The organism is Methylobacterium sp. Leaf361, from assembly GCF_001424445.1.
Taxonomy (GTDB): Bacteria; Pseudomonadota; Alphaproteobacteria; order Rhizobiales; family Beijerinckiaceae; genus Methylobacterium.
Genome location: NZ_LMPY01000089.1, coordinates 1 through 22867 on the forward strand (window position 1 = coordinate 1; position 22867 = coordinate 22867).

The window sequence follows — 22867 nt, forward strand, 5'->3', positions numbered from 1 at the left end:
ATGGGCAAGGAAAAGTTCTCCCGCACCAAGCCGCACTGCAACATTGGCACGATCGGCCACGTCGATCACGGCAAGACGTCTCTGACGGCGGCGATCACGAAGGTCCTGGCCGAGACGGGCGGGGCGACGTTCACGGCCTACGACCAGATCGACAAGGCGCCTGAGGAGAAGGCGCGCGGGATCACGATCTCGACGGCGCACGTGGAGTACGAGACGCAGAACCGTCACTACGCGCACGTGGACTGCCCCGGCCACGCCGACTACGTGAAGAACATGATCACGGGCGCGGCGCAGATGGACGGCGCGATCCTGGTGGTGTCGGCGGCCGACGGCCCGATGCCGCAGACCCGCGAGCACATCCTGCTGGCCCGCCAGGTCGGCGTCCCGGCGCTGGTGGTGTTCCTCAACAAGGTCGACATGGTCGACGACGAGGAGCTCCTGGAGCTGGTCGAGCTGGAGGTGCGCGAGCTGCTGTCGAAGTACGACTTCCCGGGCGACGACATCCCGATCACCAAGGGCTCGGCGCTGATGGCGCTTGAGGACAAGGAGCCGAAGATCGGCAAGGAGGCGGTCCTGGCGCTGATGGCGACCGTGGACAGCTACATCCCGCAGCCGGAGCGTCCGATCGACATGCCGTTCCTGATGCCGATCGAGGACGTGTTCTCGATCTCGGGCCGCGGCACGGTGGTGACGGGTCGCGTCGAGCGCGGCATCGTGAAGGTGGGCGAGGAAGTCGAGATCGTCGGCATCCGGGCGACCACCAAGACGACGGTGACGGGCGTGGAGATGTTCCGCAAGCTGCTCGACCAGGGGCAGGCGGGCGACAACGTCGGCGTGCTGCTGCGCGGCACGAAGCGCGAGGACGTGGAGCGCGGCCAGGTCGTGTGCAAGCCGGGTTCGGTGAAGCCGCACTCGAAGTTCAAGGCCGAGGCGTACATCCTGACCAAGGAGGAGGGCGGCCGCCACACGCCGTTCTTCACCAACTACCGGCCGCAGTTCTACTTCCGGACCACGGACGTGACCGGGATCTGCACGCTGCCGGAGGGCACCGAGATGGTGATGCCGGGCGACAACGTGACCATGGACGTGGCGCTGATCGTGCCGGTGGCCATGGAGGAGAAGCTGCGCTTCGCCATCCGCGAGGGCGGCCGCACCGTCGGCGCCGGCGTCGTCGCCGCCATCAACGACTGANTGATCGTGCCGGTGGCCATGGAGGAGAAGCTGCGCTTCGCCATCCGCGAGGGCGGCCGCACCGTCGGCGCCGGCGTCGTCGCCGCCATCAACGACTGAGCTCGAGCAAGCATCCTTAGCAGGGCGCGGCGGGGTGAAGGCCTCGCGTACCCCGCCGTCCCTCTCAAGGTTCCAGGATCATGAACGGTCAGAACATCCGCATTCGCCTCAAGGCGTTCGATCACCGCATCCTCGATGCGTCGACCAAGGAGATCGTCTCCACGGCCAAGCGTACGGGCGCGACCATCCGCGGCCCGATCCCGCTCCCGACGCACATCGCCAAGTTCACTGTGAACCGCTCGCCCCACATCGACAAGAAGTCGCGCGAGCAGTTCGAGATGCGCACGCACAAGCGGGTGCTCGATATCGTCGATCCGACGCCTCAGACCGTGGACGCGCTGATGAAGCTCGACCTCGCCGCTGGCGTGGACGTGGAGATCAAGCTCTGAGTCCGCTGAGGACTTAGAGCTTACCGTTTCATCGCGCGAGGGAGAGAACCTATGCGCTCAGGCGTCATCGCACAGAAGGTCGGCATGACCCGCGTCTTCACGGACGCGGGGGAGCATGTCCCCGTCACCGTGCTCAAGATCGATCAGTGCCAGGTGGTTGCCCACCGCACCGTCGAGAAGAACGGCTACGTCGCGCTGCAGGTCGGCGTCGGCAAGGCCAAGGTCAAGAACGTCTCGGCCGCCGAGCGGGGTCGCTTCGCGGTCGCCAAGGTCGAGCCGAAGAAGAAGCTCGCCGAGTTCCGCGTGTCCGAGGACGCGCTGATCCCGGTCGGCGCCGAGATCACCGCGGACCACTTCATCCCCGGCCAGTTCGTGGATGTCACCGGCACCACGACCGGTAAGGGCTTCGCCGGCGGTATCAAGCGCTGGAACTTCGGCGGCCTGCGCGCCACCCACGGCGTGTCGATCTCGCACCGCTCGATCGGTTCGACCGGCGGCCGCCAGGATCCGGGCAAGACCTTCAAGAACAAGAAGATGCCGGGTCACCTCGGCGTCGAGCGGGTCACCACCCAGAACCTGCGCGTCGTGCGCACCGATCCCGAGCGCGGCCTGATTCTGGTCGAGGGCGCGGTCCCGGGCGTCGCCGGCGGCTGGATCCAGATCCGCGACGCGGTGAAGCGCAAGCTCCCCGCCGACGTTCCGCTGCCGGGCAAGTTCCGCGAGAACGGCGCCTCCGCCCCGGCGACCGAGGCCCCTGCGGCTGAGGAGACCGCGTGATGAAGCTCGATATCAAAACCCTCGACGGTGCCGGTGCCGGCTCGGTCGAGCTGAACGAAGAGATCTTCGGCCTGGAGCCGCGCGCCGATCTGCTGCAGCGCATGGTCCGCTGGCAGCTCGCCAAGCGGCGCGCCGGTACCCACGCTGTGCAGAACCGCTCGGACGTGAACCGGACCCGCAAGAAGCTCTACAAGCAGAAGGGCACCGGTAACGCCCGCCACGGCGCGGCCTCGGCGCCGCAGTTCCGCGGCGGCGGGCGCGCCTTCGGCCCCGTGCCGCGCGACCACAGCCACGACCTGCCCAAGAAGGTCCGCGCCCTGGCCCTGCGCCACGCCCTGTCGGCCAAGGCCAAGGCCTCGACCCTGATCGTCGTCGACGACATCAAGATCGAGGATCACAAGACCAAGGGTCTCATCGAGCGCTTCGGCAAGATGGGCCTCTCGAACGCGCTGATCATCGGCGGTGCCGAGGTCGACGTGAATTTCGGCCGGGCCGCCCGCGCCATCCCGCAGATCGACGTGCTTCCCGTGCAGGGCATCAACGTCTACGACATCCTGCGCCGCGACACGCTCGTCCTGACGAAGGCTGCCGTCGACGCGCTGGAGGAGCGTTTCAAATGAGTGCCGATCCGCGCCACTACGACATCGTCGTCTCCCCGGTCATCACCGAGAAGGCGACCAACCTGACCGAGCAGAACAAGGTCGTCTTCCGCGTCGCCCCCAAGGCGACGAAGCCTCAGATCAAGGAGGCCGTCGAGAAGCTGTTCGACGTGAAGGTCACGGCCGTGAACACCCTTGTCACCAAGGGTAAGAAGAAGATTTTCCGCGGTCTCCGCGGACAGCGCTCCGACGTGAAGAAGGCGATCGTGACCCTGGCCGAGGGCCACTCGATCGACGTCACGACCGGGCTCTGAGGACGGGATTTAGGGATCCAAGCCGATGGCCTTGAAGACATTCAAACCGGTCACGCCGAGCCTGCGCCAGCTCGTGCTCGTCGACCGCCGTGAGCTCTACAAGGGCAAGCCGGTGAAGGCGCTGACGGAGGGCAAGTCGTCCTCCGGCGGCCGCAACAATCTCGGCCGCATCACCGTCCGCTTCCGCGGCGGCGGCCACAAGCGCGTGCTGCGCAACGTCGACTTCAAGCGTCGCGAGCAGCTCGGCGTCGCCGCCACGGTGGAGCGGATCGAGTACGATCCGAACCGCACGGCGTTCATCGCGCTGATCAACTTCCCCGACGGGAAGCAGAGCTACATCCTGGCCCCGCAGCGCCTGCAGCCGGGCGACAAGGTGGTGGCCGGCGAGAGCGTCGACATCAAGCCGGGCAACGCCGCTCCGGTCGGCTCGATGCCGGTGGGCACGATCGTCCACAATGTCGAGCTGAAGATCGGCAAGGGCGGCGCGATCGCCCGCTCGGCCGGCAACTACGCGCAGATCGTCGGCCGCGACCAGGGCTACGTGACGCTCCGCCTGAACTCGGGCGAGCAGCGCCTGGTCCACGGCCAGTGCTTCGCCAGCGTCGGCGCGGTCTCGAACCCGGACCACATGAACATCTCGCTCGGCAAGGCCGGGCGCAACCGTTGGCTCGGCAAGCGCCCGCACAACCGCGGTGTGGCGATGAACCCGGTCGACCATCCGCACGGCGGCGGCGAGGGTCGCACCTCGGGCGGCCGCAACCCGGTCACGCCCTGGGGCGTGCCCACCAAGGGGAAGAAGACCCGGTCCAACAAGCGGACCGACGTGTTCATCCTGTCCAGCCGCCACAACCGCAAGAAGTAATCGCTATGGCACGCTCTCTCTGGAAGGGGCCGTTCGTCGACGGCTACCTCTTCAAGAAGGCCGAGGCGGCGCGGGGCTCCTCGCGCTCCGAGGTCATCAAGATCTGGAGCCGCCGCTCCACGATCCTCCCGCAGTTCGTCGGGCTCACCTTCGGTGTGCACAACGGGCAGAAGCACATCCCGGTCTACGTCACCGAGGAGATGGTCGGGCACAAGTTCGGCGAGTTCTCGCCGACCCGCACCTTCCCGGGTCACGCGGCCGACAAGAAGGCGAAGAGGCGCTGAGATGGGCAAGCAAGCCACCCCCCGCGCGCTCCCCGAGAACGAGGCGAAGGCCGTCGCGCGCATGCTGCGCGTCAGCCCGCAGAAGCTCAACCTCGTGGCGCAGATGATCCGCGGCAAGAAGGTCGACACGGCGCTCGCCGAGTTGCAGTTCTCGCGCAAGCGGATCTCGACCGAGGTCAAGAAGTGCCTCGAGAGCGCCATCGCCAACGCCGAGAACAACCACGACCTGGACGTCGACGACCTCGTCGTGTCCCAGGCCTTCGTGGGCAAGGCGCTGGTTCTCAAGCGTTTCCACGCCCGCGCCCGCGGCCGCGGCGCGCGCATCCTGAAGCCCTTCTCGAACCTCACCATCGTGGTTCGCGAAGTCCGCCAAGCCGAAGCGGCTTGAGGAGGATCTGATGGGTCAGAAAGTCAACCCGATCGGTCTCCGGCTCGGCATCAACCGGACCTGGGATTCCCGCTGGTTCGCCAACAAGGGCGACTACGCGAAGCTCATGCACGAGGACGTCGCGATCCGCGCCGCCCTCATGAAGCAGCTCAAGCAGGCGGCGGTCTCCAAGATCGTCATCGAGCGCCCGCACCGGAAGTGTCGGGTCACCATCCACTCGGGCCGTCCGGGCGTGGTGATCGGCAAGAAGGGCGCGGACATCGAGAAGCTGCGCAAGCTCGTCGGCACGATGACGAAGGCCGACGTGACCATCAACATCGTCGAGGTGCGCAAGCCCGAGATCGACGCCACCCTGGTGGCCGACTCGATCGCCCAGCAGCTCGAGCGCCGCGTCGCCTTCCGGCGTGCCATGAAGCGGGCCGTGCAGTCGGCCATGCGTCTGGGCGCCGAGGGCATCCGGATCAACTGCTCGGGCCGTCTCGGCGGCGCCGAGATCGCCCGCCAGGAATGGTACCGCGAGGGCCGCGTCCCGCTGCACACGCTGCGCGCCGACGTCGATTACGGCACCGCCACGGCGTTCACGACCTACGGGACCTGCGGCATCAAGGTGTGGGTGTTCAAGGGCGAGATCCTCGAGCACGATCCGATGGCCCAGGACAAGAAGGCCCAGGAAGAGGGCGGCCGCTCCGGCGGACGCCGTGAGCGCGATGGCGAGGGCGGCCGCGAGCGCGGACGCCGCGAGCGCGAGCACGCGTAAGGTAGGAAGCCATGCTGCAACCGAAAAAGACCCGCTTCCGCAAGCAGTTCAAGGGCCGCATCCACGGTGCGGCCAAGGGCGGCTTCGAGCTGAACTTCGGCCAGTTCGGCCTGAAGGCGGTGGAGCCCGAGCGCGTCACCGCCCGCCAGATCGAGGCGGCCCGCCGCGCGATCACCCGCGAGATGAAGCGCCAGGGTCGCGTCTGGATCCGGGTGTTCCCGGACGTCCCGGTGTCGTCGAAGCCGACCGAGGTCCGCATGGGCTCCGGTAAGGGCGCCCCGGATTACTGGGCGGCCCGGGTTCATCCCGGCCGGATCATGTTCGAGGTCGACGGCGTTGCCGAGAACATCGCCAAGGAGGCGCTCCGCCTCGGCGCCGCGAAGCTCCCGATCCGCACGCGGGTCGTCCAGCGCATCGCCGACTGAACGGAGGATATCGTGAAGTCGACCCAGAGACTGTCTGATCTGAAGGCGCTGTCGCCGGATCAGCTGAATGACGAGCTGATCAACCTCAAGAAGGAGCAGTTCAACCTGCGCTTCCAGGGGGCCACCGGCCAGCTCGAGAACGTCGCCCGCGTCCGCGAGGTCCGTCGCGACATCGCCCGTGTCCGGACTCTGCAGCGTTCCAAGACGCTGCAGCAGGCCAAGGGCTGAGGCGGGTTTTAGGAGACAACCATGCCGAAGCGCATCCTGCAGGGCACCGTCGTCAGCGACAAGGGTGAGAAGACCATCGTGGTGAAGGTGGAGCGCCGCTTCACGCACCCGGTGATGAAGAAGACCGTGCGGCGGTCGAAGAACTACCACGCGCACGACGAGGGCAACGTCGCCAAGGTCGGGCAGACGGTGTTCATCGAGGAGTGCCGTCCGTTCTCCAAGACCAAGACCTGGAAGCTGGTCGAGGGCGAGGCCGCCCAGGCCGAGGCCGGCGAGGCCGCCTGATCCCGGGATCCCGGCGGCTGCGGTCTCCGCGTCCGCCAGATCCCGGCCCGCGGCGTCGCGGGATGGTGCCTCCTCTGGGGTGACCATCCCGGGGATGCCCGGCGACCGGTACGACGAACGCCCGGACGCAATTCGACTCGCGAGAGCCGGATTCGTGCCGGGCGTCGTCGTTTTCGGCCACATGTCTGGCGGTTGGGTCCCGGTCGCCGGCGGGCCGAGCCTGCTGCGGGACCGCGCGAGGCGTCGCCATTGCGGCTGGCGGTCGTCCCGTCCGGCGCGTTGTGTCGGCGTTCGTACAGGTCCTCGCGGGCGATTACCGGATTGGATTGCTGTCGCGGGGCATCCGGGGCTCGAGCCGGGATTTCGTGACTTGCGTCCAGCAAAACGGCGTTCCGGCCTTGCTGGCGGAGAACAAAACGGGTACATAGAGGCGGTGGCGACGCGCGTTGTGAACTGCGTCCAACCCCTTCATAAGGAGCCCGCCAGATGGCCCAGCCCGCATTGAAAGTGGTCGACATGCCCCCGGTGGACAAGGACAAGTCCAAGGCCATTGACGCTGCCCTGGCTCAGATCGAGCGCGCCTTCGGCAAGGGCTCGATCATGCGGCTCGGCAAGAACGACAAGGTCCAAGAGGTCGAGACCGTCTCGACCGGCTCGCTGGGCCTCGACATCGCGCTCGGCGTCGGCGGCCTGCCGCGCGGCCGGGTGATCGAGATCTACGGTCCGGAATCGTCCGGCAAGACGACGCTGGCGCTCCACACGATCGCGGAGGCCCAGAAGAAGGGCGGCGTCTGCGCCTTCGTGGATGCCGAGCACGCCCTCGACCCGGTCTACGCCCGCAAGCTCGGCGTGAACCTCGACGACCTACTGATCTCCCAGCCCGACACGGGTGAGCAGGCGCTCGAGATCACCGACACGCTGGTGCGCTCGGGCGCCATCGACGTGCTGGTGGTCGATTCGGTGGCCGCGCTGACCCCGCGGGCCGAGATCGAGGGCGAGATGGGCGAGAGCCAGCCGGGCCTTCAGGCCCGCCTGATGAGTCAGGCCCTGCGCAAGCTGACCGGCTCGATCTCGCGCTCGAACTGCATGGTCATCTTCATCAACCAGATCCGGATGAAGATCGGCGTCATGTACGGCAGCCCCGAGACGACCACGGGCGGCAACGCCCTCAAGTTCTACGCCTCGGTGCGCCTCGACATCCGCCGCATCTCGACCCTGAAGGACCGCGACGAGGCGATCGGCAATCAGGTCCGCGTCAAGGTGGTGAAGAACAAGGTCGCGCCACCCTTCAAGCAGGTCGAGTTCGACATCATGTTCGGCGAGGGCGTGTCGAAGGTCGGCGAGCTGATCGACCTTGGCGTGAAGGCCGGCATCGTCGAGAAGTCCGGCGCCTGGTTCTCGTACAACAGCCAGCGCCTCGGCCAGGGTCGCGAGAACTCGAAGGGCTTCCTGCGCGACAATCCGAAGATCGCCGCCGAGATCGAGGGCTCGATCCGGCAGAATTCCGGTCTGGTCGCCGAGAAGATCTTGGAGAACGCCGCCCCGACGGCGGACGATCTCGACGAGGGCGAGGCCTAGGCCGCGCCGCCGCGGGCCGGCGACGGCGCGCGGTGGACCTGCGACGTTCGAAGAGCGGCCCCGGAGTCTCTCCGGGGCCGCTCTTCGTTGAGCGACGGTGAGCGGAAGCGAGGGGCCGGTCAGTCCGCCATCGTCTTCTTCACGGTCTCGACGAGCTGCTTCAGGCTGAAGGGCTTGGGCAGGAAGTTGAAGGTCTCGCCCTCGGGCAGGTTCTTGCGGAACGCGTCCTCGGCGTAGCCGGACACGAAGATCACCTTCAGGTCGGGCTGATGCTTGCGCACCTCCCGCAGGAGCGTCGGGCCGTCCATCTCGGGCATGACCACGTCGGAGACGACGAGATCGATGGTCTGCGCGCCCTCGCGGACGATCGCCAGGGCCTCGAGGCCCGAGGCCGCCTCCAGCACCGTGTAGCCGCGGGCCGAGAGCGCCCGGCTGTTGACCGCCCGCACCGGGTCCTCGTCCTCGACGAGCAGGATGGTCCCCTGCCCCGTATGATCGGCGGCGGGCTTGCGCGGCGCCGGCTTGTCGACCTTGGCGGGCGGCGTCTCCCCTTTCGGCACAGCGGCGTCGCCGCCCGCGGCCGGCGCGGTGACCGGCTTGGCGTCCGACCCGGAATCGGGATGGGCGGTGGTGGAAGCCGGCGCGAGCGGCTCCGCGCGCGGCAGTGCCGGCTCGGCCGCCGCGACCGGCACCTCCTCGGGCTCCGCCACGGGCACGTGACGCGGCAGGTAGATGCGGAAGGCCGTACCCTCCCCGACCTTCGACTGCACGTCGATGGTGCCGCCGGACTGCTTGACGATGCCGAACACCGTCGAGAGCCCGAGGCCGGTGCCCTTGCCGATCTCCTTGGTGGTGAAGAACGGCTCGAAGATCTTCTCCATCAGCTCGGGCGGGATGCCCTGGCCGGTGTCGCGCACCTCGATCAGCACGTGGTCGCCCGCCGGCGCCCCGCCGCGCCCCTCCGCACCGGCGGCCGCCCCCGGATCGGAGACGTTCTCGGTGCGGATCATCAGCTTGCCGCCCTCCGGCATGGCGTCGCGGGCGTTGACCGCGAGATTGACGATCACTTGCTCGAACTGATTGACGTCGGCCTTCACGGGCCAGACCTCGCGGCCGTGCTTCAGCTCCAGCGCGACGCGCTCGCCGAGCAGCCGCTTGAGGAGGAGGGTCAGCTCGGAGAGCGCCTCCCCGACATTCATCACCTCCGGGCGCAGCGTCTGCCGGCGGGAGAACGCCAGGAGCTGGCGGACGAGGCCCGCCGCCCGGTTGGCGTTCTGCTTGATCTGCATGATGTCCTGGAAGGCCGGGTCGGTCGGCCGGTGGCTCGCGAGCAGCAGGTCCGAGTAGCCGATGATCGCCTGCAGGACGTTGTTGAAGTCGTGCGCGATGCCGCCGGCGAGCTGGCCGACCGCGTTCATCTTCTGGGCCTGGGCGACCTGCTGCTCCAGCTGGCGCTGCGCCGTCGTGTCGAGGGCGTAGAGGATCACCCGCTCGGCCTCGTCGGTCTGCTGGCCGGCATCGCCGCCGTCGGCCGGGCTGAGCCAGACCCGGGCCGAGCGGCCGCCGGGCCCGTTGAGCTGGACCTCGATGGGCTCCGGATCCGTCCGCCCGCTCGCGGCGCGGGCGAGCCCGGCCTCCAGGGCGGTCCGGTCGGCCACCGAGTCGGCGACGTTGGGCTCGACCCGCGGGACACCCTCCCCGTCCGGGGCGCCGTCGTCGGCCTGCCGCGGTACCGTGCCGAACAGGCGCGTGAACGAGGCGTTGGCGCGGGCGATCCGGCCGCCGCTGTCGAGGGTCGCGATGGCGATCGGCGAGTTGTTGAGGAAGCGGGCGAGCCGGACCTCGGCGGCGCGCTGCGGCTCGTCGGTCTCGGCCCCGGCGGAGCGGTTGATCACGAAGGTCCGCGACGAGCCGGGCTTGCCGTCCTTGCCGAAGGCGACCCGGTGGTAGAGCCGGACCGGCAGGGTGTGACCGTTGCGGCGGCGCAGGTCGAGGTCGAAGCGGTCGGTGCGGACCTCGCCCGGCAGGCCGGCCGTGCGCACCAGCACGTCCGCCTCCGGGGCGATCTCGGTGAGGTGCGGGCCGCCGGGGCCGACGCTGGCGAGGTCGTAGCCGAGCCAGGCCGCCAGGGTCGCGTTCATGTAGACGATGGCGCCCGCCGGATCGATCGACAGGAAGCCCGCCGGGGCGTGGTCGAGGTAGTCGATGGCGTGCTGGAGTTCCTGGAAGACGTTCTCCTGCCGCTCCCGCTCGGCGGTGATGTCGGCCACCGTCCAGAGGGAGGCCGCCCGGCGCGGGCGCGCGAGGGGCCGCACCGAGACCCGGTACCAGCCGAAGCCGCGCTCGCCGGCCGTGGGGCCGAGGGGCGGCGACATCCGCACCTCCTCGGTGTGGGCCCGGGCGTCGCGCGAGGCCTGCGACAGGCGGTAGACCGCCTCGGAGACCTCCGGCGAGCCGACGAGGATGCGCTCCACCGGCACGAGGTTGGAGAAGGTGTCGCCGCTGGCGATCCGGAGATAGGCCTCGTTGGCGTAGATCAGCCGGCCGCCGTCCTCGACGACCAGCTGGCCGTCCGGCGAGGCGTCGACGATGCCCTTGGTGATGTCGTCCCGGGCGGCGCTGCCGCTGAGCTGGAGCGCCCCGATGGCGAGGGCGAACAGGAAGAACACGCCCGCCATGGCCAGCAGGGCCAGCAGCCAGACGATCAGCGACTGGGCCTGCTCGTTGGCCACGAAGGACAGGCCGATGGCCGCGCCGACCAGCAGGCCGGCGAGCACGAGGAGCAGGCCGACCCGGCCCGGCTGTTCCGAGCGGTCGATCGAGCCCGTTCCGAGCAGGGACGAGGCCTGCGCGACCGGGGGACCCGAATTCTGCGGGCCCGCGGCGGGCGCCGGAGGTCCAGTGACGTCGGCCATCGGCTTCATTCCAGAACAGTCACCCGGTTAGTCCGCCGGCCATATCAGGACATGCGGGGCGCGGCATCAGTCTCGTCGCGCCAAGCCTTGACACAGCCTCGCGAAAAAAGGTGGAGGAAGCGTGGCTTTCGCCCCACCGGGCGTTCGGCGAGACGGCGCGGCGCGCGGATCGCGCGGGGCTACGCTGCCCGTCTCCGCAGGCGCAGCACGAACCCGATGACCTCCGCCACCGCGCGATAGTGCTCGGCCGGGATCTCCCGGTCGATCTCCACGGTGGCGTGGAGCGCCCGGGCGAGCGGCGGGTTCTCGATCACCGCGACGCCGTGCTCGGCCGCCACCGCGCGGATGCGCAGGGCGAGCGCGTCGACGCCCTTGGCCACGCAGACCGGCGCGGCCATGCCGGTCTCGTAGCGCAGCGCCACCGCGTAGTGGGTGGGGTTCGTCACCACGACGGTGGCAGTGGGGACCGCGGCCATCATGCGCTTCTTCACCCGGGCCATCCGGAGCTGCTTCAGGCGCCCCTTCACCTCGGGATTGCCCTCCGACTCCTTCATCTCCTGCTTGAGCTCCTCCTTCGACATCCGGTGGCGCTTGCGCCAGCGGAACCGCGCGTAGAGCGCGTCGCCGAGGGTGATCGCGAGGTGCATGCACAGCATGCCGGCGAGCAGCTTCAGGCTGAGGGACAGGATCGCCGGCATGGAGGCGGCCGGGTCCAGCTGGGCGAACACTTCCAGCCGGTCGCGGTCGTTCCACAGCATCACCGCGCCGACCACGCCCACGGCGGCGATCTTCGCCAGCCCCTTGCCGAACTGGAACAGGGCCTCGACGCCGAGGAGCCGCTTCACGCCCGCCATCGGCGAGAGGCGCGAGAATTTCGGCATCAGCGTCTCGGCGGAGAAGACCAGCGGGTGCTGCAGGAGCCCCGCGGCCAGCCCGGCCACGACCGCCAGCCCGACCGGCACCGCCACCGCCTGGAGCCACAGCCACAGGCCGCGCGTCATGGCCGCCTTCATGGCCGTGGCGTCGTCCGGGAGGGTATGGGCGTTGGCGAGGTAGGCCTTGAGCCCGTGCAGCAGGTTCGAGGCGATGGTCGGGGCCGCGACCAGCAGCGCCAGGGTGAACGCGGCCAGTATCGCGAAGGTGTTGATCTCGGTGCTGGTCGCGACGTCGCCGCGCTCGATCGCCTGATCGAGCCGTCGTTGGGACGGCTCCTCGGTCTTGTCCTCGTCGTCGGTATCGTCGGCCATCGCGCGTCGGGCTCAGAGCGGGGACATCGTCGGGGTATGGGCGATCCGGCCGCTCAGCGGCCGACGTAATCCCCGAGATACCGGCCCAGGTCGTCCAGGAAGACGCCCATCATGACGCCGAGGCAGCCCATCAGCAGCAGCATGCCGATCAGCACCGAGGCCGGGACCGCCAGGAAGAACACCTGCATCTGGGGCATCAGCCGCGACAGCACGCCGAGACCCAGGTTGAACAGGATCCCGAAGGCGATGAACGGGCCGGCGATCTGCACCGCCAGGGTGAAGCCCCGGGCGAGCGCCTTCGTGGCCAGCATCAGCGCGTCCGAGAAGGACGGCACGCCGTCGGGGGGCAGCACCACGTAGCTGCGGGCCACGCCCTCGATGGCGAGATGGTGCAGGTCCGCGGCGAAGATCAGCGTGATCCCGAGCAACGACAGGAAGTTGCCGATCGCCACCTGCTGGCCGCCCTGGCTCGGATCCACCGTCATCGCGTAGGACAGCCCGACCTGCGCCGAGATGATCACCCCGGCGGTCTGAAGGGCGGCGAGGATCATCCGCACCGTGAGGCCGAGCACCAGCCCGATGATCGTCTCGCCGAATAGGAGCCCGATCAGCCGCGGGCCGGCCACGCCCTCCGTGCCGCCGAGCAGCGGGCGCACGGTCGGGAACAGCACCAGGGACGTGAGCAGCGCGAAGGCGAGGCGCAGGCGCGGCGACACCGTCTGCTCGCCGATCCCCGGCATCAGCATGATCAGCGTGCCGATGCGCGCGAAGGTGATCAGGTAGGCCGAGGCGATGCCGGGCAGGAGCAGGTTCATCGCGGCCCCTATGGCACGCGGCGGCCGCGCCTGTCCCGGCCGGCGCGCATCAGCCGCCGGCCGCGATGCGGGCGGCGATGCGAGTCATGTAGCCGGCCATGGCGTCACCCATGAAGGGCAGCATCAGCAGGAGCGCGGCGAACACCGCCACGACCTTGGGCACGTAGATCAGCGTCTGCTCCTGGATCTGCGTCAGGGCCTGGACCAGGGACACGGCGAGGCCGACCGCGAGCGCGACCAGCATCAGGGGCCCGGCCACCTTGAGGAACACGAAGATGCCGTCGCGGGCGATGTCGAGGATGGCGAGGCCGGTCATGGGGGTGCGATCTGTGCGGGGGGAGCGGGCGGCGAAACGGTCGGCCGGTCAGATCTGCATCCGCATGATCTCCTCGTAGGCGGAGATCATGCGGTCGCGCACCGCTACCATGGTCTGCAGGGCGGTCTCGCTCTCGGCGACCGCGGTGACCACGTCCACGACGTTGGCCTTGCCGGCGGCCGCGGAGACGGCCTGGGAATCGGCCCGACGGCCCGCATCGCCGACGCTGTCCAGGGTCTGCCCGAGCATCTGCATGAAGTCGGTGCCGGTGCCGGTCGTCGGCTGCACCCGGGGGGCGGGCCGGCCGCCGGCGAGGCCCTGGACGGCCGCGTAGGCACCCGCCGCGAAGTTGCTCGAAGCCATCGCCATGCGTCCTTGCTAAGCGGTCCTGCCGCGGGCTTCGGGGGTCACTTCAGGATGCCGAGGGTCTGCGCCAGCATCTTGCGGGTGGCGCTGATCATGTTGAGGTTCGCCTCGTAGGAGCGCTGGGCCTCCCGCAGGTCCATGTTCTCGATGAGCGCGTTGACGTTGGGCATCTGCACCACGCCCTGGGCGTCGGCCGCGGGGTTGCCGGGCTCGTACTTGGTCCGGAAGGCCGACGGGTCGCGCCTGACGCGGCCAGCCTCGACGAGCTTGGCACCGGTCTCGTCGTCGAGGTGGCTGGTGAAGGTCGGGATCTTGCGGCGGTAGGGCTGCGCCCCGGCGGAGGCCGGCGCGGAATCGGCGTTGGCGATGTTCTCGGCGATGATGCGCATCCGGCCCGACTGGGCCTTGAGGCCCGCGGCCGCCACCGCCAGCGACTTCGTGAATTCCATGGCTCAGGACCCTCCCGCTGCCGCGACTCCGCGGCCGTCGGCGCTCCACATTCGGCCGTCGCGCGTCAGCTCTTGCCGATCGCGATCTTCAGGGTGGTCAGGCTGTGCTGGTACAGCGAGGCGGCGAGCTGGTAGTCCGCCTGGTTCTCGCCGGCCTTCATCATCTCGTCCTCGAGGTTGACGCCGTTGCCGCTGGGCCGGACCTCGAAGCCCTTGGCGCGCTTGGAGTCGGCTCCGACCGTCTGGCCAGGCGGCGCCATGTGGCCCGCGCTCGTGAGCGTCAGGCCGGAGCCGCTGGTGGCGAGGGCGCCGGTCGCCCGATCGAAGCGCGGCTCCACGAGGTCGCGGGGCTTGAACCCCGGCATGTCGGCGTTGGCGACGTTCTCGGCGATCACGCCCTGGCGCGCCTGCGCCCATTGCATCCGCGTGCGCAGCATGCTCAGCACGGGCAGATCGGTGAGGGCCATGGTCGCCTCCGGGATGGCGTGGCCGCGCCGGGACGAGCGGGCTCGGCAAAATCTGCCGCCTACATGGTTAACGGCGCGTTAAGCCCGATCTCAGGGACGCCCGGTGCCCGCGTCGGATCGCGTTGCGGGCGCGGAAATGCCCCGGCTCGTCCGGACCGGCGGCGCAGTCCCGACCTATTGTCTTGCGCGCGCTCAATTAAAAGGTCTGTTAACGAACTCTTAACGTCGTTTGCCTTGCCGCCCCTCCGGCGTGGTATGGATCAAGTCCGTGCCGGCGCGCACCCGCGGCGGTCGGAACGTGCGAGTGCGTAATCTTGCGATGGCTGCAATCCGTGTTCGGCTCTGACGGCTCCCCCATCGTCCAGTATATCGTGATCTTCGCCGTCATCTTCACGGCGCTCGCGGCGATCGTGTTCACGGTGCGCCGGCTCACCGGCCGAAGCCTCGCCCTGCCGGGCCGGTCCGGGAGCCGCGGGCGTCAGCCGCGGCTCGGGATCGTCGACGTGTACGAGCTCGATCGGGCCCGGCAGCTCATCCTGCTGCGCCGGGACAATGTCGAGCACCTGCTCCTCGTGGGCGGCCCCAACGATGTGGTGGTCGAGCGCAACATCCAGCGCGGCCAGCGGCCCCTGCCCGAGGCGGCGATCCGGCCGGAGCTGGCGCCGGAGCCGCTGGACGAGCCGCTCCCGGACCCCCTGGTCCAGGGTGGCCGCCTGCCCGAGCCGCCCCGCGGTCTGCCGGAATCCGGCGGGCGGCGCGCCGAACCGCTGTTCGATCCGGGCTTCGCGATGCCGGTGGTGGTGCCGTCGCCGGTGCCGCGCTCGGCCTCCGCTCCGCCCGTGACGCTGCCCCTCGATCCCGGGCTGTTCGGCGGCGACGAGCCCGGCCAGGACGTCACCGCACCTCTGAGTGCCGCGCCGCCTCAACCCCCGGCGCCGCCCGCGCCCGAGCCGGTGGTGCCGCCGCCGATGGTGTCGCCGCCAATCGCGCCGCCGGCGGTGGAGTCGCCCGCGCCCCCGCCGCGCGAGCCGGTCGCGCCGCGGCGGATCCTGAGCCGAACCGCGCCGCCGCTGATCGAGCCGCGGCCCAACCCGGCCTCCGAGCGCAAGCCCGAGCCGGCACCGGCGGAGCCGGAGCCCGCCCGTCTGGCCCCGAGCCTCGCGGTGCCCTCCGAGCGCAAGTCGGTCGATCCGGTGGTACTGTCCGACATGGCCCGGCAGCTCCAGGCCGCCCTGTCGCGCTCGTCCTCGGCCGTGACGCCGCCGCCGCAGCCCGCGCCCGCCCCGCCGGCGCCCGAGGGCGTCGATCCGCTGGCCGCCGCGATGGCGAGCGTCCCGGTCGAGCCGGTGCCCGCCCCCGCCCCGGTCGACGAGCCGGAGGCCCCCCCGCCCCCACCTCCGCCTCCGCCTCCGCCTCCGGCCAAACCCGTGCCGCCGCCGGCGATGCCCAAGGTCGAACCCCCTCCGCCCGTGCCGGCCCCGCCGCCGCCGCCGCCGTCCGCGCCCAAGCCCGACGCGAAGGGATCCGGCAACCCGTTCTCGGTGGAGGAGATCGAGGCCGAGTTCGCCCGCCTCCTCGGTCGCCCGCTCGACAAGCGGAGCTGAGGAGCTCCGCCCCCGCCGAGCGGGCGCGTCGGGACCGCGTCCTCGATCGCGAGAACCGCGGTTTACCGACGGTTAACCATCTTCCGGGACGTTCCGGCCCGGAGGATGTCGCTATGCTCGCGCTGGATGCTGGAACGGCTCACCGGAGCCGCGCTTACAGGGCCTTCCGGCTCGACCGGGCGGGCCGCGTCCGCGCGGCCGAGATCCTGTCGGCCGAGGACGACACGCAGGCGCGCCGCCGCGCCCGGGCGATGGTCGGGCGCGACGCGATCGAGCTGTGGGAGCGGACGCGCTTCCTCGGGCGCTTCGAGCCCACCGTGGCGGCGGCTCAGGATCGCGCCGGCCGCTGAGGCCGGCGGCGCCCGCCCGTCCCGTCAGCGGCCGGCAGTCTCCGGCATGGCCAGCACGGCGAGGAAGCTGAGGATCGCGGCCCCCGCTAGGTAGAACCCGACGAAGCCGATGCCGCCGTAGGCCGCGAGCTGCTGCGCGATGTAGGGCGCCCCCGAGGCCCCCAGGATCCCCGCCAGGTTGTAGGTCACCGAGGCGCCCGTGTAGCGCACCCGCGTCGGGAACAGCTCAGGCAGGACGGCGCCCATCGGTCCGAACACCCACCCCATTGTCAGGAGGCTGAGGCACAGGAAGCCGAGGACCGGCGGCCAGGTGCCGGTGCCGGCGGCGTGGCCCAGCATCGGCCCCATGAGGAAGCCCAGCAGGAACGTCACAGCCATGCCGGAGAGCAGCACAGGCCGGCGGCCGAAGCGGTCGGCTGCGGCCCCCGACACGACGGTGCCGAGCGCCATGAAGCAGACCGCGATGCACTCGAACAGCAGGAAGGTCGGCCGGCTGTAGCCGAGGGTGCCGGTGCCGTAGCCCAGGGCGAAGACGGTCGAGAGGTAGAACACCGCGTAGACCGCCACCATCGCGAAGGTGCCGACCAGGACGGCGTGTCCGTGCTGGGTCAGCATGGTGGCGAAGGGCACGCGCTCCGGCCGGGCCTGGCTGAGCGCCGCCTTGAAGGCCGGCGTCTCGGTGAGTTTCAGGCGCACGTAGAGCCCGACGCCGACGAGCGCCGCCGAGGCCAGGAACGGCAGGCGCCAGCCCCAGGCCTGGAAGCTCTCGGGCGTCAGGCCGAAGCTGAGGGCGAGGAAGCCGAGATTGGCCAGGACGAAGCCGACCGGCGCCCCGAGTTGCGGGAAGATGCCGTACCACGCGCGCCGGCCCGGCGGCGCGTTCTCGACCGCCAGCAGCGCCGCGCCGCCCCACTCGCCGCCGAACCCGATCCCCTGCCCGCAGCGCAGGATGCACAGCGCCGCCGGCGCCCACCAGCCGACCGACGCGTAGGTCGGCAGGCAGCCGATCAGCACCGTGGAGATGCCCATGATCAGCAGGGACGCCACCAGCGTCGCCTTGCGGCCGACCCGGTCGCCGAAATGCCCGAACAGGGCCGCGCCGACGGGCCGCGCGATGAACGCGATGGCGAAGGTCGCGAAGGCGCTGAGCTGCTGCACGCCGGGCGCGCCGGCGGGGAAGAAGACCGGGCCGATCACCAGGGCGGTGGCGGTGGCGTAGATGTAGAAGTCGAAGAACTCGATCGCCGTCCCGACGAAGCTCGCGGCGAGGATCCGCCGAGCACTCGGGGGGGCGCTCGGGGCGGCCTGCGAGGGGTCTGCGGTGTTGCCCGCGGGGTCGATGGTCTGCAGCATGATCGGGATGGGGGGATCCGGGTCGGTCGCGGCGCTTTCGCACGGGCCGCCGGGGGCCGATACCCCGCTCCGGACATGGGCATCCGCCCTGGACGCGGAGGTCGCTGTGCGGTGCACCGACGGCGGCCTTGCGTTCCCCTGTCCCCTTCGCCAAGCTGAACGGCCATATTCCGCGACGGTCGCCGGCCGCGGCGCCGTCCCTATCACTTGAGTATTGCGATGAGAGTCACTGTCGAGCGCGCGGCCCTGCTCAGGTCGCTCGGCCACGTGCACCGGGTCGTCGAGCGCCGCAACACGATCCCGATCCTGTCGAACGTGCTCCTGCGCGCGGAAGGGTCGGGTCTCCAGCTCCGGGCGACGGATCTCGACATCGAGGTGACCGAGAGCGTGCCGGCGGACGTGGCGGATGCGGGCGCCACAACCGTGCCGGCACACGTGATCTACGACATCGTGCGCAAGCTCCCCGACGGCGCGCAGGTCTCCCTGGAGACCGGCGGCGAGTCCGGCCAGATGACGATCCGGTCCGGACGCTCGCGCTTCGCCCTGGGCGCCCTGCCGGAGGGCGACTTCCCGGACCTCGCCGCCGGCGAGATGCCGCACGGCTTCGAGATCGCCGCCGCCGACCTGAAGCGGCTGATCGAGAAGACCCAGTTCGCGATCTCCACCGAGGAGACCCGCTACTATCTGAACGGCATCTACCTGCACACGCTGGAGACCGAGAACGGCCCGGCGATGCGGGCGGTGGCAACGGACGGCCACCGGCTCGCCCGCGTCGAGATCCCGGCCCCGCAGGGCAGCGTCGGCATGCCGGGCGTGATCGTGCCGCGCAAGGCGGTCGCCGAGATTCAGAAGCTCCTCGACGACGGCGGCGAGACCGTCGCGGTCGACCTGTCGCCCGCGAAGATCCGCCTGCGCTTCGCCGGCGGCCTGACGCTGATCTCCAAGCTGATCGACGGCACCTTCCCGGATTACCAGCGGGTGATCCCGGCCAACAACGACAAGCGGCTGACCGTCGAGCGCGACGCCTTCGCGAAGGCCGTGGACCGGGTCTCGACGATCTCGTCGGAGCGCGGGCGCGCGGTGAAGCTCGGGCTCGCCGAAGGGCGCCTCGCGCTCTCGGTGAACAACCCGGATTCCGGTAGTGCCACCGAGGAGCTCGACGTCGACTACGAGGCGGCCGGCCTCGATATCGGCTTCAACGCCCGCTACCTCCTCGACATCACCGCGCAGCTCGAGGGCGACACCGCCCTGTTCAAGCTCGCGGATCCCGGCTCGCCGACCCTGATCCAGGACCGCGAGGGCGCGCCGGCGTTGTACGTGCTGATGCCGATGCGGGTGTGAGGCGGCCGCGCGGATCCCGGTCCCGCCCTCGTCCCGAGGTGCCGGAGCGCAGCGGGGGCCGCGCGGGAGGTCCCCGGACGGCGATGTGGTTTCTGGAGCCCGCCCGCGCGGCCCGCTGACGCGGGCGCCTCGGGGCGAGGTGGTTGGATGGGATGTCAGACAGCAAGGGACGGTTGAGCGCGGCGCGTCTCGGCCCCTCGGTTCACCCCTCGGTTCACCGATGAGCGACATCCGCGATCCGCGGGACGAGCCCGACGGGTCGAGCCTGCGCGTCACCCGCCTGATCGCCCGCGATTTCCGCAACCACGCGGACCTCGAACTGACGCCCGAGGCCCGCTTCGTCGCGCTGGTCGGGGAGAACGGCGCGGGCAAGACCAACCTGCTCGAGGCGCTCTCGCTGTTCGTACCGGGCCGGGGCCTGCGCCGGGCGGAGTTCGCCGCCATGGCGCGCAGCGGCGGCCCGGGCGGATTCGCGGTCTCGCTCACCCTCGATCGCGACGGCGCCGAGCACCGGCTCGGCACCGGGCTCGAGCCGCCGGGTCCCGACGGGCGCGCGAGCCGGCTGTGCCGGATCGACGGCGCCACCGCGGCCTCGCCGGTGGCGTTCAGCGAGTTCCTGCGGGTCGTCTGGCTGACCCCCGACCTCGACGGCCTGTTCCGCGGGGCGGCCGGAGACCGGCGACGGTTCCTCGACCGTCTCGTGCTGGCGGTCGACGCCGCCCACGGCGCCCGGGTCTCCGCGCTGGAGCGGGCCCTGCGCTCGCGCAACCGCCTGCTGGAGGAGCGGCCCGACGACGACCGCTGGCTCGACGCGGTGGAGCGGGAGGTCGCGGAGCTCGGCGTCGCCGTGGCGCTCGCCCGGCGCGAGACCGCCGAGCGCCTCGACCGGCTGATCGCCGAGACCCGGGACGACGCGCAGCCCTTCCCCTGGGCGGCCATCCGCCTCGAGGGCGACCTCGACGATCTGGTCGCGGTCTGGCCGGCCCTCGAGGCCGAGGATCGCTACCGCATGGCGCTCCGCAACGGCCGCAACCGGGACCGGGCCGCCGGCCGCACGCTGATCGGGCCGCAGAGCAGCGACCTCGTGGTCCGCCACGGCCCGAAGGACGTGCCGGCCGGGACGGCGTCCACGGGCGAGCAGAAGGCGCTGCTCATCGGCCTCGTCCTCGCCCACGCGCGGCTGGTGCAGGCCATGAGCGGCATCGCCCCGCTGATCCTCCTGGACGAGGTGGCGGCCCACCTCGATCCCCGCCGCCGGGCCGGCCTGTTCGAGGCCCTCGAGGCCCTGCCGGGGCAGGTCTGGATGACCGGCGCCGACCCGGACGCCTTCGCGCAGGCCGGCACCCGGACGCAGGTCCTGCGGGTCGGCGGCTGATCGGCCTCAGGCCGCCCGGACCGACCCGAGGAAGCGGGAGACCTCGACGCCCAGATGCTCGGACTGGCGCGACAGCTCGCCGGCCGCCCCCAGAACCTGGGCTGCCGCGGCGCCGGTCTCTTCCGAGGCCCGCGCCACGCCGGCGATGTTGCTCGTCACCTCGTCGGTGCCGGCCGCCGCCTGCGAGACGTTGCGGACGATCTCCTGCGTGGCCGCGCCCTGCTGCTCCACCGCCGCCGCGATGGTGGCGGCGACCGCGTCGATCTCGCGGATCCGGGCGGCGATCGTGTCGATGGCCGAGACCGCCTGGCCGGTCACACCCTGGATCTGGCCGATCTGCTGGCTGATCTCCTCGGTGGCCCGGGCGGTCTGGCCGGCGAGCTCCTTGACCTCGGCGGCGACGACCGCGAATCCGCGGCCAGCCTCGCCGGCCCGGGCCGCCTCGATCGTGGCGTTGAGCGCCAGCAGGTTGGTCTGCCCGGCGATGTTCGCGATGAGCCCGACCATGTCGCCGATGCGCGTCGCCGCCTGGCTGAGCGCCTGAACGAGGTGCTGGGTCTCGTCCGCCTCGCCGACCGCCGCCTGCGCGAGGTTGGCCGAGCCGAGGACCTGCCGGCCGATCTCCTGCACGGAGGTGCCCAGCTCCTCGGCGGCGGCCGCCACGGTCTGGACGTTGGCGGAGGCCTGCTCGGCGGCGGCCGCCACCGTGGTGGACTGGCTGGCCGTCTCGGTCGCGCTCGACGTCATGGTCTGCGCCGTGGCCTGCAACTCGGTGGCCGAGGACGAGACCATCCCGACGATGCTCCCCACGGCCCGCTCGAACCCGTCCACGAGTTCCACCATGGTCCGCCTGCGCGCGGCCGCTGCCGCCTCGTCGGCGCGGCGCTTCATCTCGGCTTCCTCGGCGGCCTTACGGGCGACCATGACCTTGATGCCCTCGACGGCCTTGCCGACGGCGCCCACCTCGTCCCTTCGGGCGGCCTCGGGGATCTCGGCCTCGACCTCGCCCTGCGCCATCCGCTGCAGGACCTTGACCAGCCGGTCGAGCGGCCGCGTGATCCCGACCGTGGCGATGAACACCGCCGCCAGCAGCCCCGCCAGCATGCCGAGACCGCTGACGATCATCAGCGTCCGGCGGGTCTCGTTGGTCTGATCGGTCAGGTCGCCCGAGCCCCTATGCATGTACGCATCGATGTCCTCGGCCATCCGGTTGCCGTCGGTCAGCAAGCCGGAGAACGTCGGATCGATCGCCGTGTGGATCAGCGCGATGGCTTGCTCGTTCTGATTGGCAGTGCCCAGCCGGCGGACCTCGCTCACGTCCCTGAGATAGCGCTCGATCCGCGCGGCCTGCTCATCGATGCGCGCGGCGAAGGTCGGTGCGTGCGATCGGAGGCTCGGAAGGAGCGCCCTCACCGCGGGCAGCGCGGCCTCGAAGCCCCCGTTGGCGGCCTGCATCTGGCCCTGATCGGTCTCCGCGATGATCCGGTAGACCCAGTAATTCAACTCGATCACCAGGCGGTTCAGCCTGCGTGCCTCCGCCACCGCCGTCGCCTCGCGGGCGAGGAACTCGCTGTAGCGGTCGTCGATGACCGTCATCCGCGCCTGAGCGTACCAGATACATCCGCCGACAATCACGCATATCAGCGCGATGACGGCAGCAATTTTTGGAAGTATATTGATATTGGATAAGCGTATCACTGTCTTGAAATCCCTTCACTCGATCGATGATCGGCCTCATGATCTCATGGGATTCACTTTGGTCGTCGAGGTCGATAAAGCGTTGGAAGCGCGATTGTGTCAATGAGAAATATCATTGTGCGGTTTGATTTTGTGTCTCCGAGCCTTCTGCGATATCTTATATCAGCATGGCTCCTCATATATTGACTCTAATACACTCCTTGGAAAGATTTAAAGAACAGATATTGATTTAGGATATGCAATATGGGATCGGTCTATACGGGCCGGGTTCTTCGACAGCTCGTGGCCGACGTCCCGGGGCGCGACCCCGGCGCCGCGCCACCGGCCTTTTCGCGGCTGCGGATCGCGCCACATAGTGGGCGCTGCACGCCGCCGGCGTGCCCACGGAACTCCGC

The 22867-nt window shown here is 70.2% G+C and carries 26 protein-coding genes; 17 read left to right on the forward strand and 9 right to left on the reverse strand.

The genetic code is table 11. The features are described 5' to 3' along the window. From tuf to recA, 13 genes are all read left to right on the forward strand, one after another. Positions 1–1191, forward strand: coding sequence for an elongation factor Tu (gene tuf, locus ASG32_RS31055; protein ID WP_020093754.1), 1191 nt, complete (start codon positions 1–3; stop codon positions 1189–1191). Between the two features lie 179 nt (positions 1192–1370). After that, a complete protein-coding gene (gene rpsJ, locus ASG32_RS31060) occupies positions 1371–1679 on the forward strand; it encodes a 30S ribosomal protein S10 (protein ID WP_007569268.1) in 309 nt (102 codons plus the stop codon). 51 nt (positions 1680–1730) lie between these two features. Continuing rightward, the gene (gene rplC / locus ASG32_RS31065) at positions 1731–2456 is read left to right on the forward strand and encodes a 50S ribosomal protein L3 (RefSeq protein ID WP_020094259.1); all 726 of its coding nucleotides are present in this window, start codon (positions 1731–1733) and stop codon (positions 2454–2456) included. After that, the gene (gene rplD, locus ASG32_RS31070) at positions 2456–3076 is read left to right on the forward strand and encodes a 50S ribosomal protein L4 (protein WP_020094258.1); all 621 of its coding nucleotides are present in this window, start codon (positions 2456–2458) and stop codon (positions 3074–3076) included. The genes rplC and rplD overlap by 1 nt, the downstream gene beginning before the upstream one ends. Next, positions 3073–3369: a 50S ribosomal protein L23 gene (locus ASG32_RS31075; RefSeq protein ID WP_020094257.1), complete on the forward strand. Its 297-nt coding sequence runs from the start codon at positions 3073–3075 to the stop codon at positions 3367–3369. Before rplD ends, ASG32_RS31075 begins: the two co-directional genes overlap by 4 nt. 25 nt (positions 3370–3394) lie before the next feature. After that, positions 3395–4231 carry a 50S ribosomal protein L2 gene (rplB, locus tag ASG32_RS31080; RefSeq protein ID WP_020094256.1) on the forward strand — a complete coding sequence of 279 codons (837 nt, stop codon included), beginning with the start codon at positions 3395–3397 and terminating at the stop codon, positions 4229–4231. Between the two features lie 5 nt (positions 4232–4236). Beyond that, positions 4237–4515, forward strand: coding sequence for a 30S ribosomal protein S19 (gene rpsS / locus ASG32_RS31085; RefSeq protein ID WP_012319190.1), 279 nt, complete (start codon positions 4237–4239; stop codon positions 4513–4515). 1 nt (position 4516) lies between these two features. Further along, entirely contained in the window at positions 4517–4903 is a 387-nt protein-coding gene (rplV, locus tag ASG32_RS31090) for a 50S ribosomal protein L22 (RefSeq protein WP_012319191.1), read from the forward strand. Between the two features lie 10 nt (positions 4904–4913). Further along, entirely contained in the window at positions 4914–5660 is a 747-nt protein-coding gene (rpsC, locus tag ASG32_RS31095; RefSeq protein ID WP_012319192.1) for a 30S ribosomal protein S3, read from the forward strand. A gap of 11 nt (positions 5661–5671) precedes the next feature. Continuing rightward, on the forward strand, positions 5672–6085 hold the full coding sequence (gene rplP / locus ASG32_RS31100; RefSeq protein ID WP_012319193.1) for a 50S ribosomal protein L16: 414 nt from the start codon (positions 5672–5674) through the stop codon (positions 6083–6085). A gap of 12 nt (positions 6086–6097) precedes the next feature. After that, positions 6098–6313: a 50S ribosomal protein L29 gene (gene rpmC, locus ASG32_RS31105; RefSeq protein ID WP_020094255.1), complete on the forward strand. Its 216-nt coding sequence runs from the start codon at positions 6098–6100 to the stop codon at positions 6311–6313. 21 nt (positions 6314–6334) lie between these two features. Continuing rightward, positions 6335–6598, forward strand: coding sequence for a 30S ribosomal protein S17 (gene rpsQ / locus ASG32_RS31110; RefSeq protein WP_020094254.1), 264 nt, complete (start codon positions 6335–6337; stop codon positions 6596–6598). A gap of 486 nt (positions 6599–7084) precedes the next feature. Continuing rightward, the gene (gene recA / locus ASG32_RS31115; RefSeq protein WP_026605101.1) at positions 7085–8176 is read left to right on the forward strand and encodes a recombinase RecA; all 1092 of its coding nucleotides are present in this window, start codon (positions 7085–7087) and stop codon (positions 8174–8176) included. A gap of 119 nt (positions 8177–8295) precedes the next feature. Here recA and ASG32_RS31120 read toward each other — a convergent pair whose 3' ends face one another. The 7 genes from ASG32_RS31120 to flgB form a co-directional block, all read right to left on the reverse strand. Next, entirely contained in the window at positions 8296–11091 is a 2796-nt protein-coding gene (locus tag ASG32_RS31120) for a PAS domain-containing sensor histidine kinase (protein ID WP_082558137.1), read from the reverse strand. A 179-nt stretch (positions 11092–11270) separates the two neighbouring features. Beyond that, positions 11271–12338 (reverse strand): flagellar biosynthesis protein FlhB, encoded by a 1068-nt coding sequence (gene flhB, locus ASG32_RS31125; RefSeq protein ID WP_056533880.1) that lies wholly within the window; start codon positions 12336–12338, stop codon positions 11271–11273. A 53-nt stretch (positions 12339–12391) separates the two neighbouring features. Next, positions 12392–13153, reverse strand: coding sequence for a flagellar biosynthetic protein FliR (gene fliR / locus ASG32_RS31130; RefSeq protein ID WP_042675345.1), 762 nt, complete (start codon positions 13151–13153; stop codon positions 12392–12394). A gap of 49 nt (positions 13154–13202) precedes the next feature. Further along, entirely contained in the window at positions 13203–13469 is a 267-nt protein-coding gene (fliQ, locus tag ASG32_RS31135) for a flagellar biosynthesis protein FliQ (RefSeq protein WP_012319200.1), read from the reverse strand. 48 nt (positions 13470–13517) lie between these two features. After that, entirely contained in the window at positions 13518–13832 is a 315-nt protein-coding gene (fliE, locus tag ASG32_RS31140) for a flagellar hook-basal body complex protein FliE (RefSeq protein ID WP_012319201.1), read from the reverse strand. A 44-nt stretch (positions 13833–13876) separates the two neighbouring features. After that, a complete protein-coding gene (gene flgC, locus ASG32_RS31145; protein WP_020094248.1) occupies positions 13877–14284 on the reverse strand; it encodes a flagellar basal body rod protein FlgC in 408 nt (135 codons plus the stop codon). Positions 14285–14349: 65 nt separating this feature from the next. Beyond that, entirely contained in the window at positions 14350–14751 is a 402-nt protein-coding gene (gene flgB / locus ASG32_RS31150) for a flagellar basal body rod protein FlgB (protein WP_056533882.1), read from the reverse strand. 332 nt (positions 14752–15083) lie between these two features. Between flgB and ASG32_RS31155 the strand changes: the two genes are divergently transcribed. Continuing rightward, complete coding sequence (locus ASG32_RS31155) at positions 15084–16355, forward strand: hypothetical protein (protein WP_082558133.1); 1272 nt, start codon at positions 15084–15086, stop codon at positions 16353–16355. Between the two features lie 113 nt (positions 16356–16468). Beyond that, positions 16469–16705 carry a hypothetical protein gene (locus ASG32_RS31160; protein ID WP_020094245.1) on the forward strand — a complete coding sequence of 79 codons (237 nt, stop codon included), beginning with the start codon at positions 16469–16471 and terminating at the stop codon, positions 16703–16705. Between the two features lie 24 nt (positions 16706–16729). On the opposite strand, the gene ASG32_RS31165 is transcribed toward ASG32_RS31160, so the two are convergent. Beyond that, the gene (locus ASG32_RS31165) at positions 16730–18058 is read right to left on the reverse strand and encodes an MFS transporter (RefSeq protein WP_056533885.1); all 1329 of its coding nucleotides are present in this window, start codon (positions 18056–18058) and stop codon (positions 16730–16732) included. Between the two features lie 219 nt (positions 18059–18277). Between ASG32_RS31165 and dnaN the strand changes: the two genes are divergently transcribed. Continuing rightward, positions 18278–19399: a DNA polymerase III subunit beta gene (gene dnaN / locus ASG32_RS31170; RefSeq protein WP_012319207.1), complete on the forward strand. Its 1122-nt coding sequence runs from the start codon at positions 18278–18280 to the stop codon at positions 19397–19399. Positions 19400–19619: 220 nt separating this feature from the next. Continuing rightward, positions 19620–20774, forward strand: coding sequence for a DNA replication/repair protein RecF (recF, locus tag ASG32_RS31175; protein ID WP_056533889.1), 1155 nt, complete (start codon positions 19620–19622; stop codon positions 20772–20774). A 6-nt stretch (positions 20775–20780) separates the two neighbouring features. Here the strand turns inward: recF and ASG32_RS31180 are convergent, their stop codons facing one another. Then, entirely contained in the window at positions 20781–22472 is a 1692-nt protein-coding gene (locus tag ASG32_RS31180; protein WP_107352022.1) for a HAMP domain-containing methyl-accepting chemotaxis protein, read from the reverse strand. Between the last annotated feature and the right edge of the window lie 395 nt (positions 22473–22867).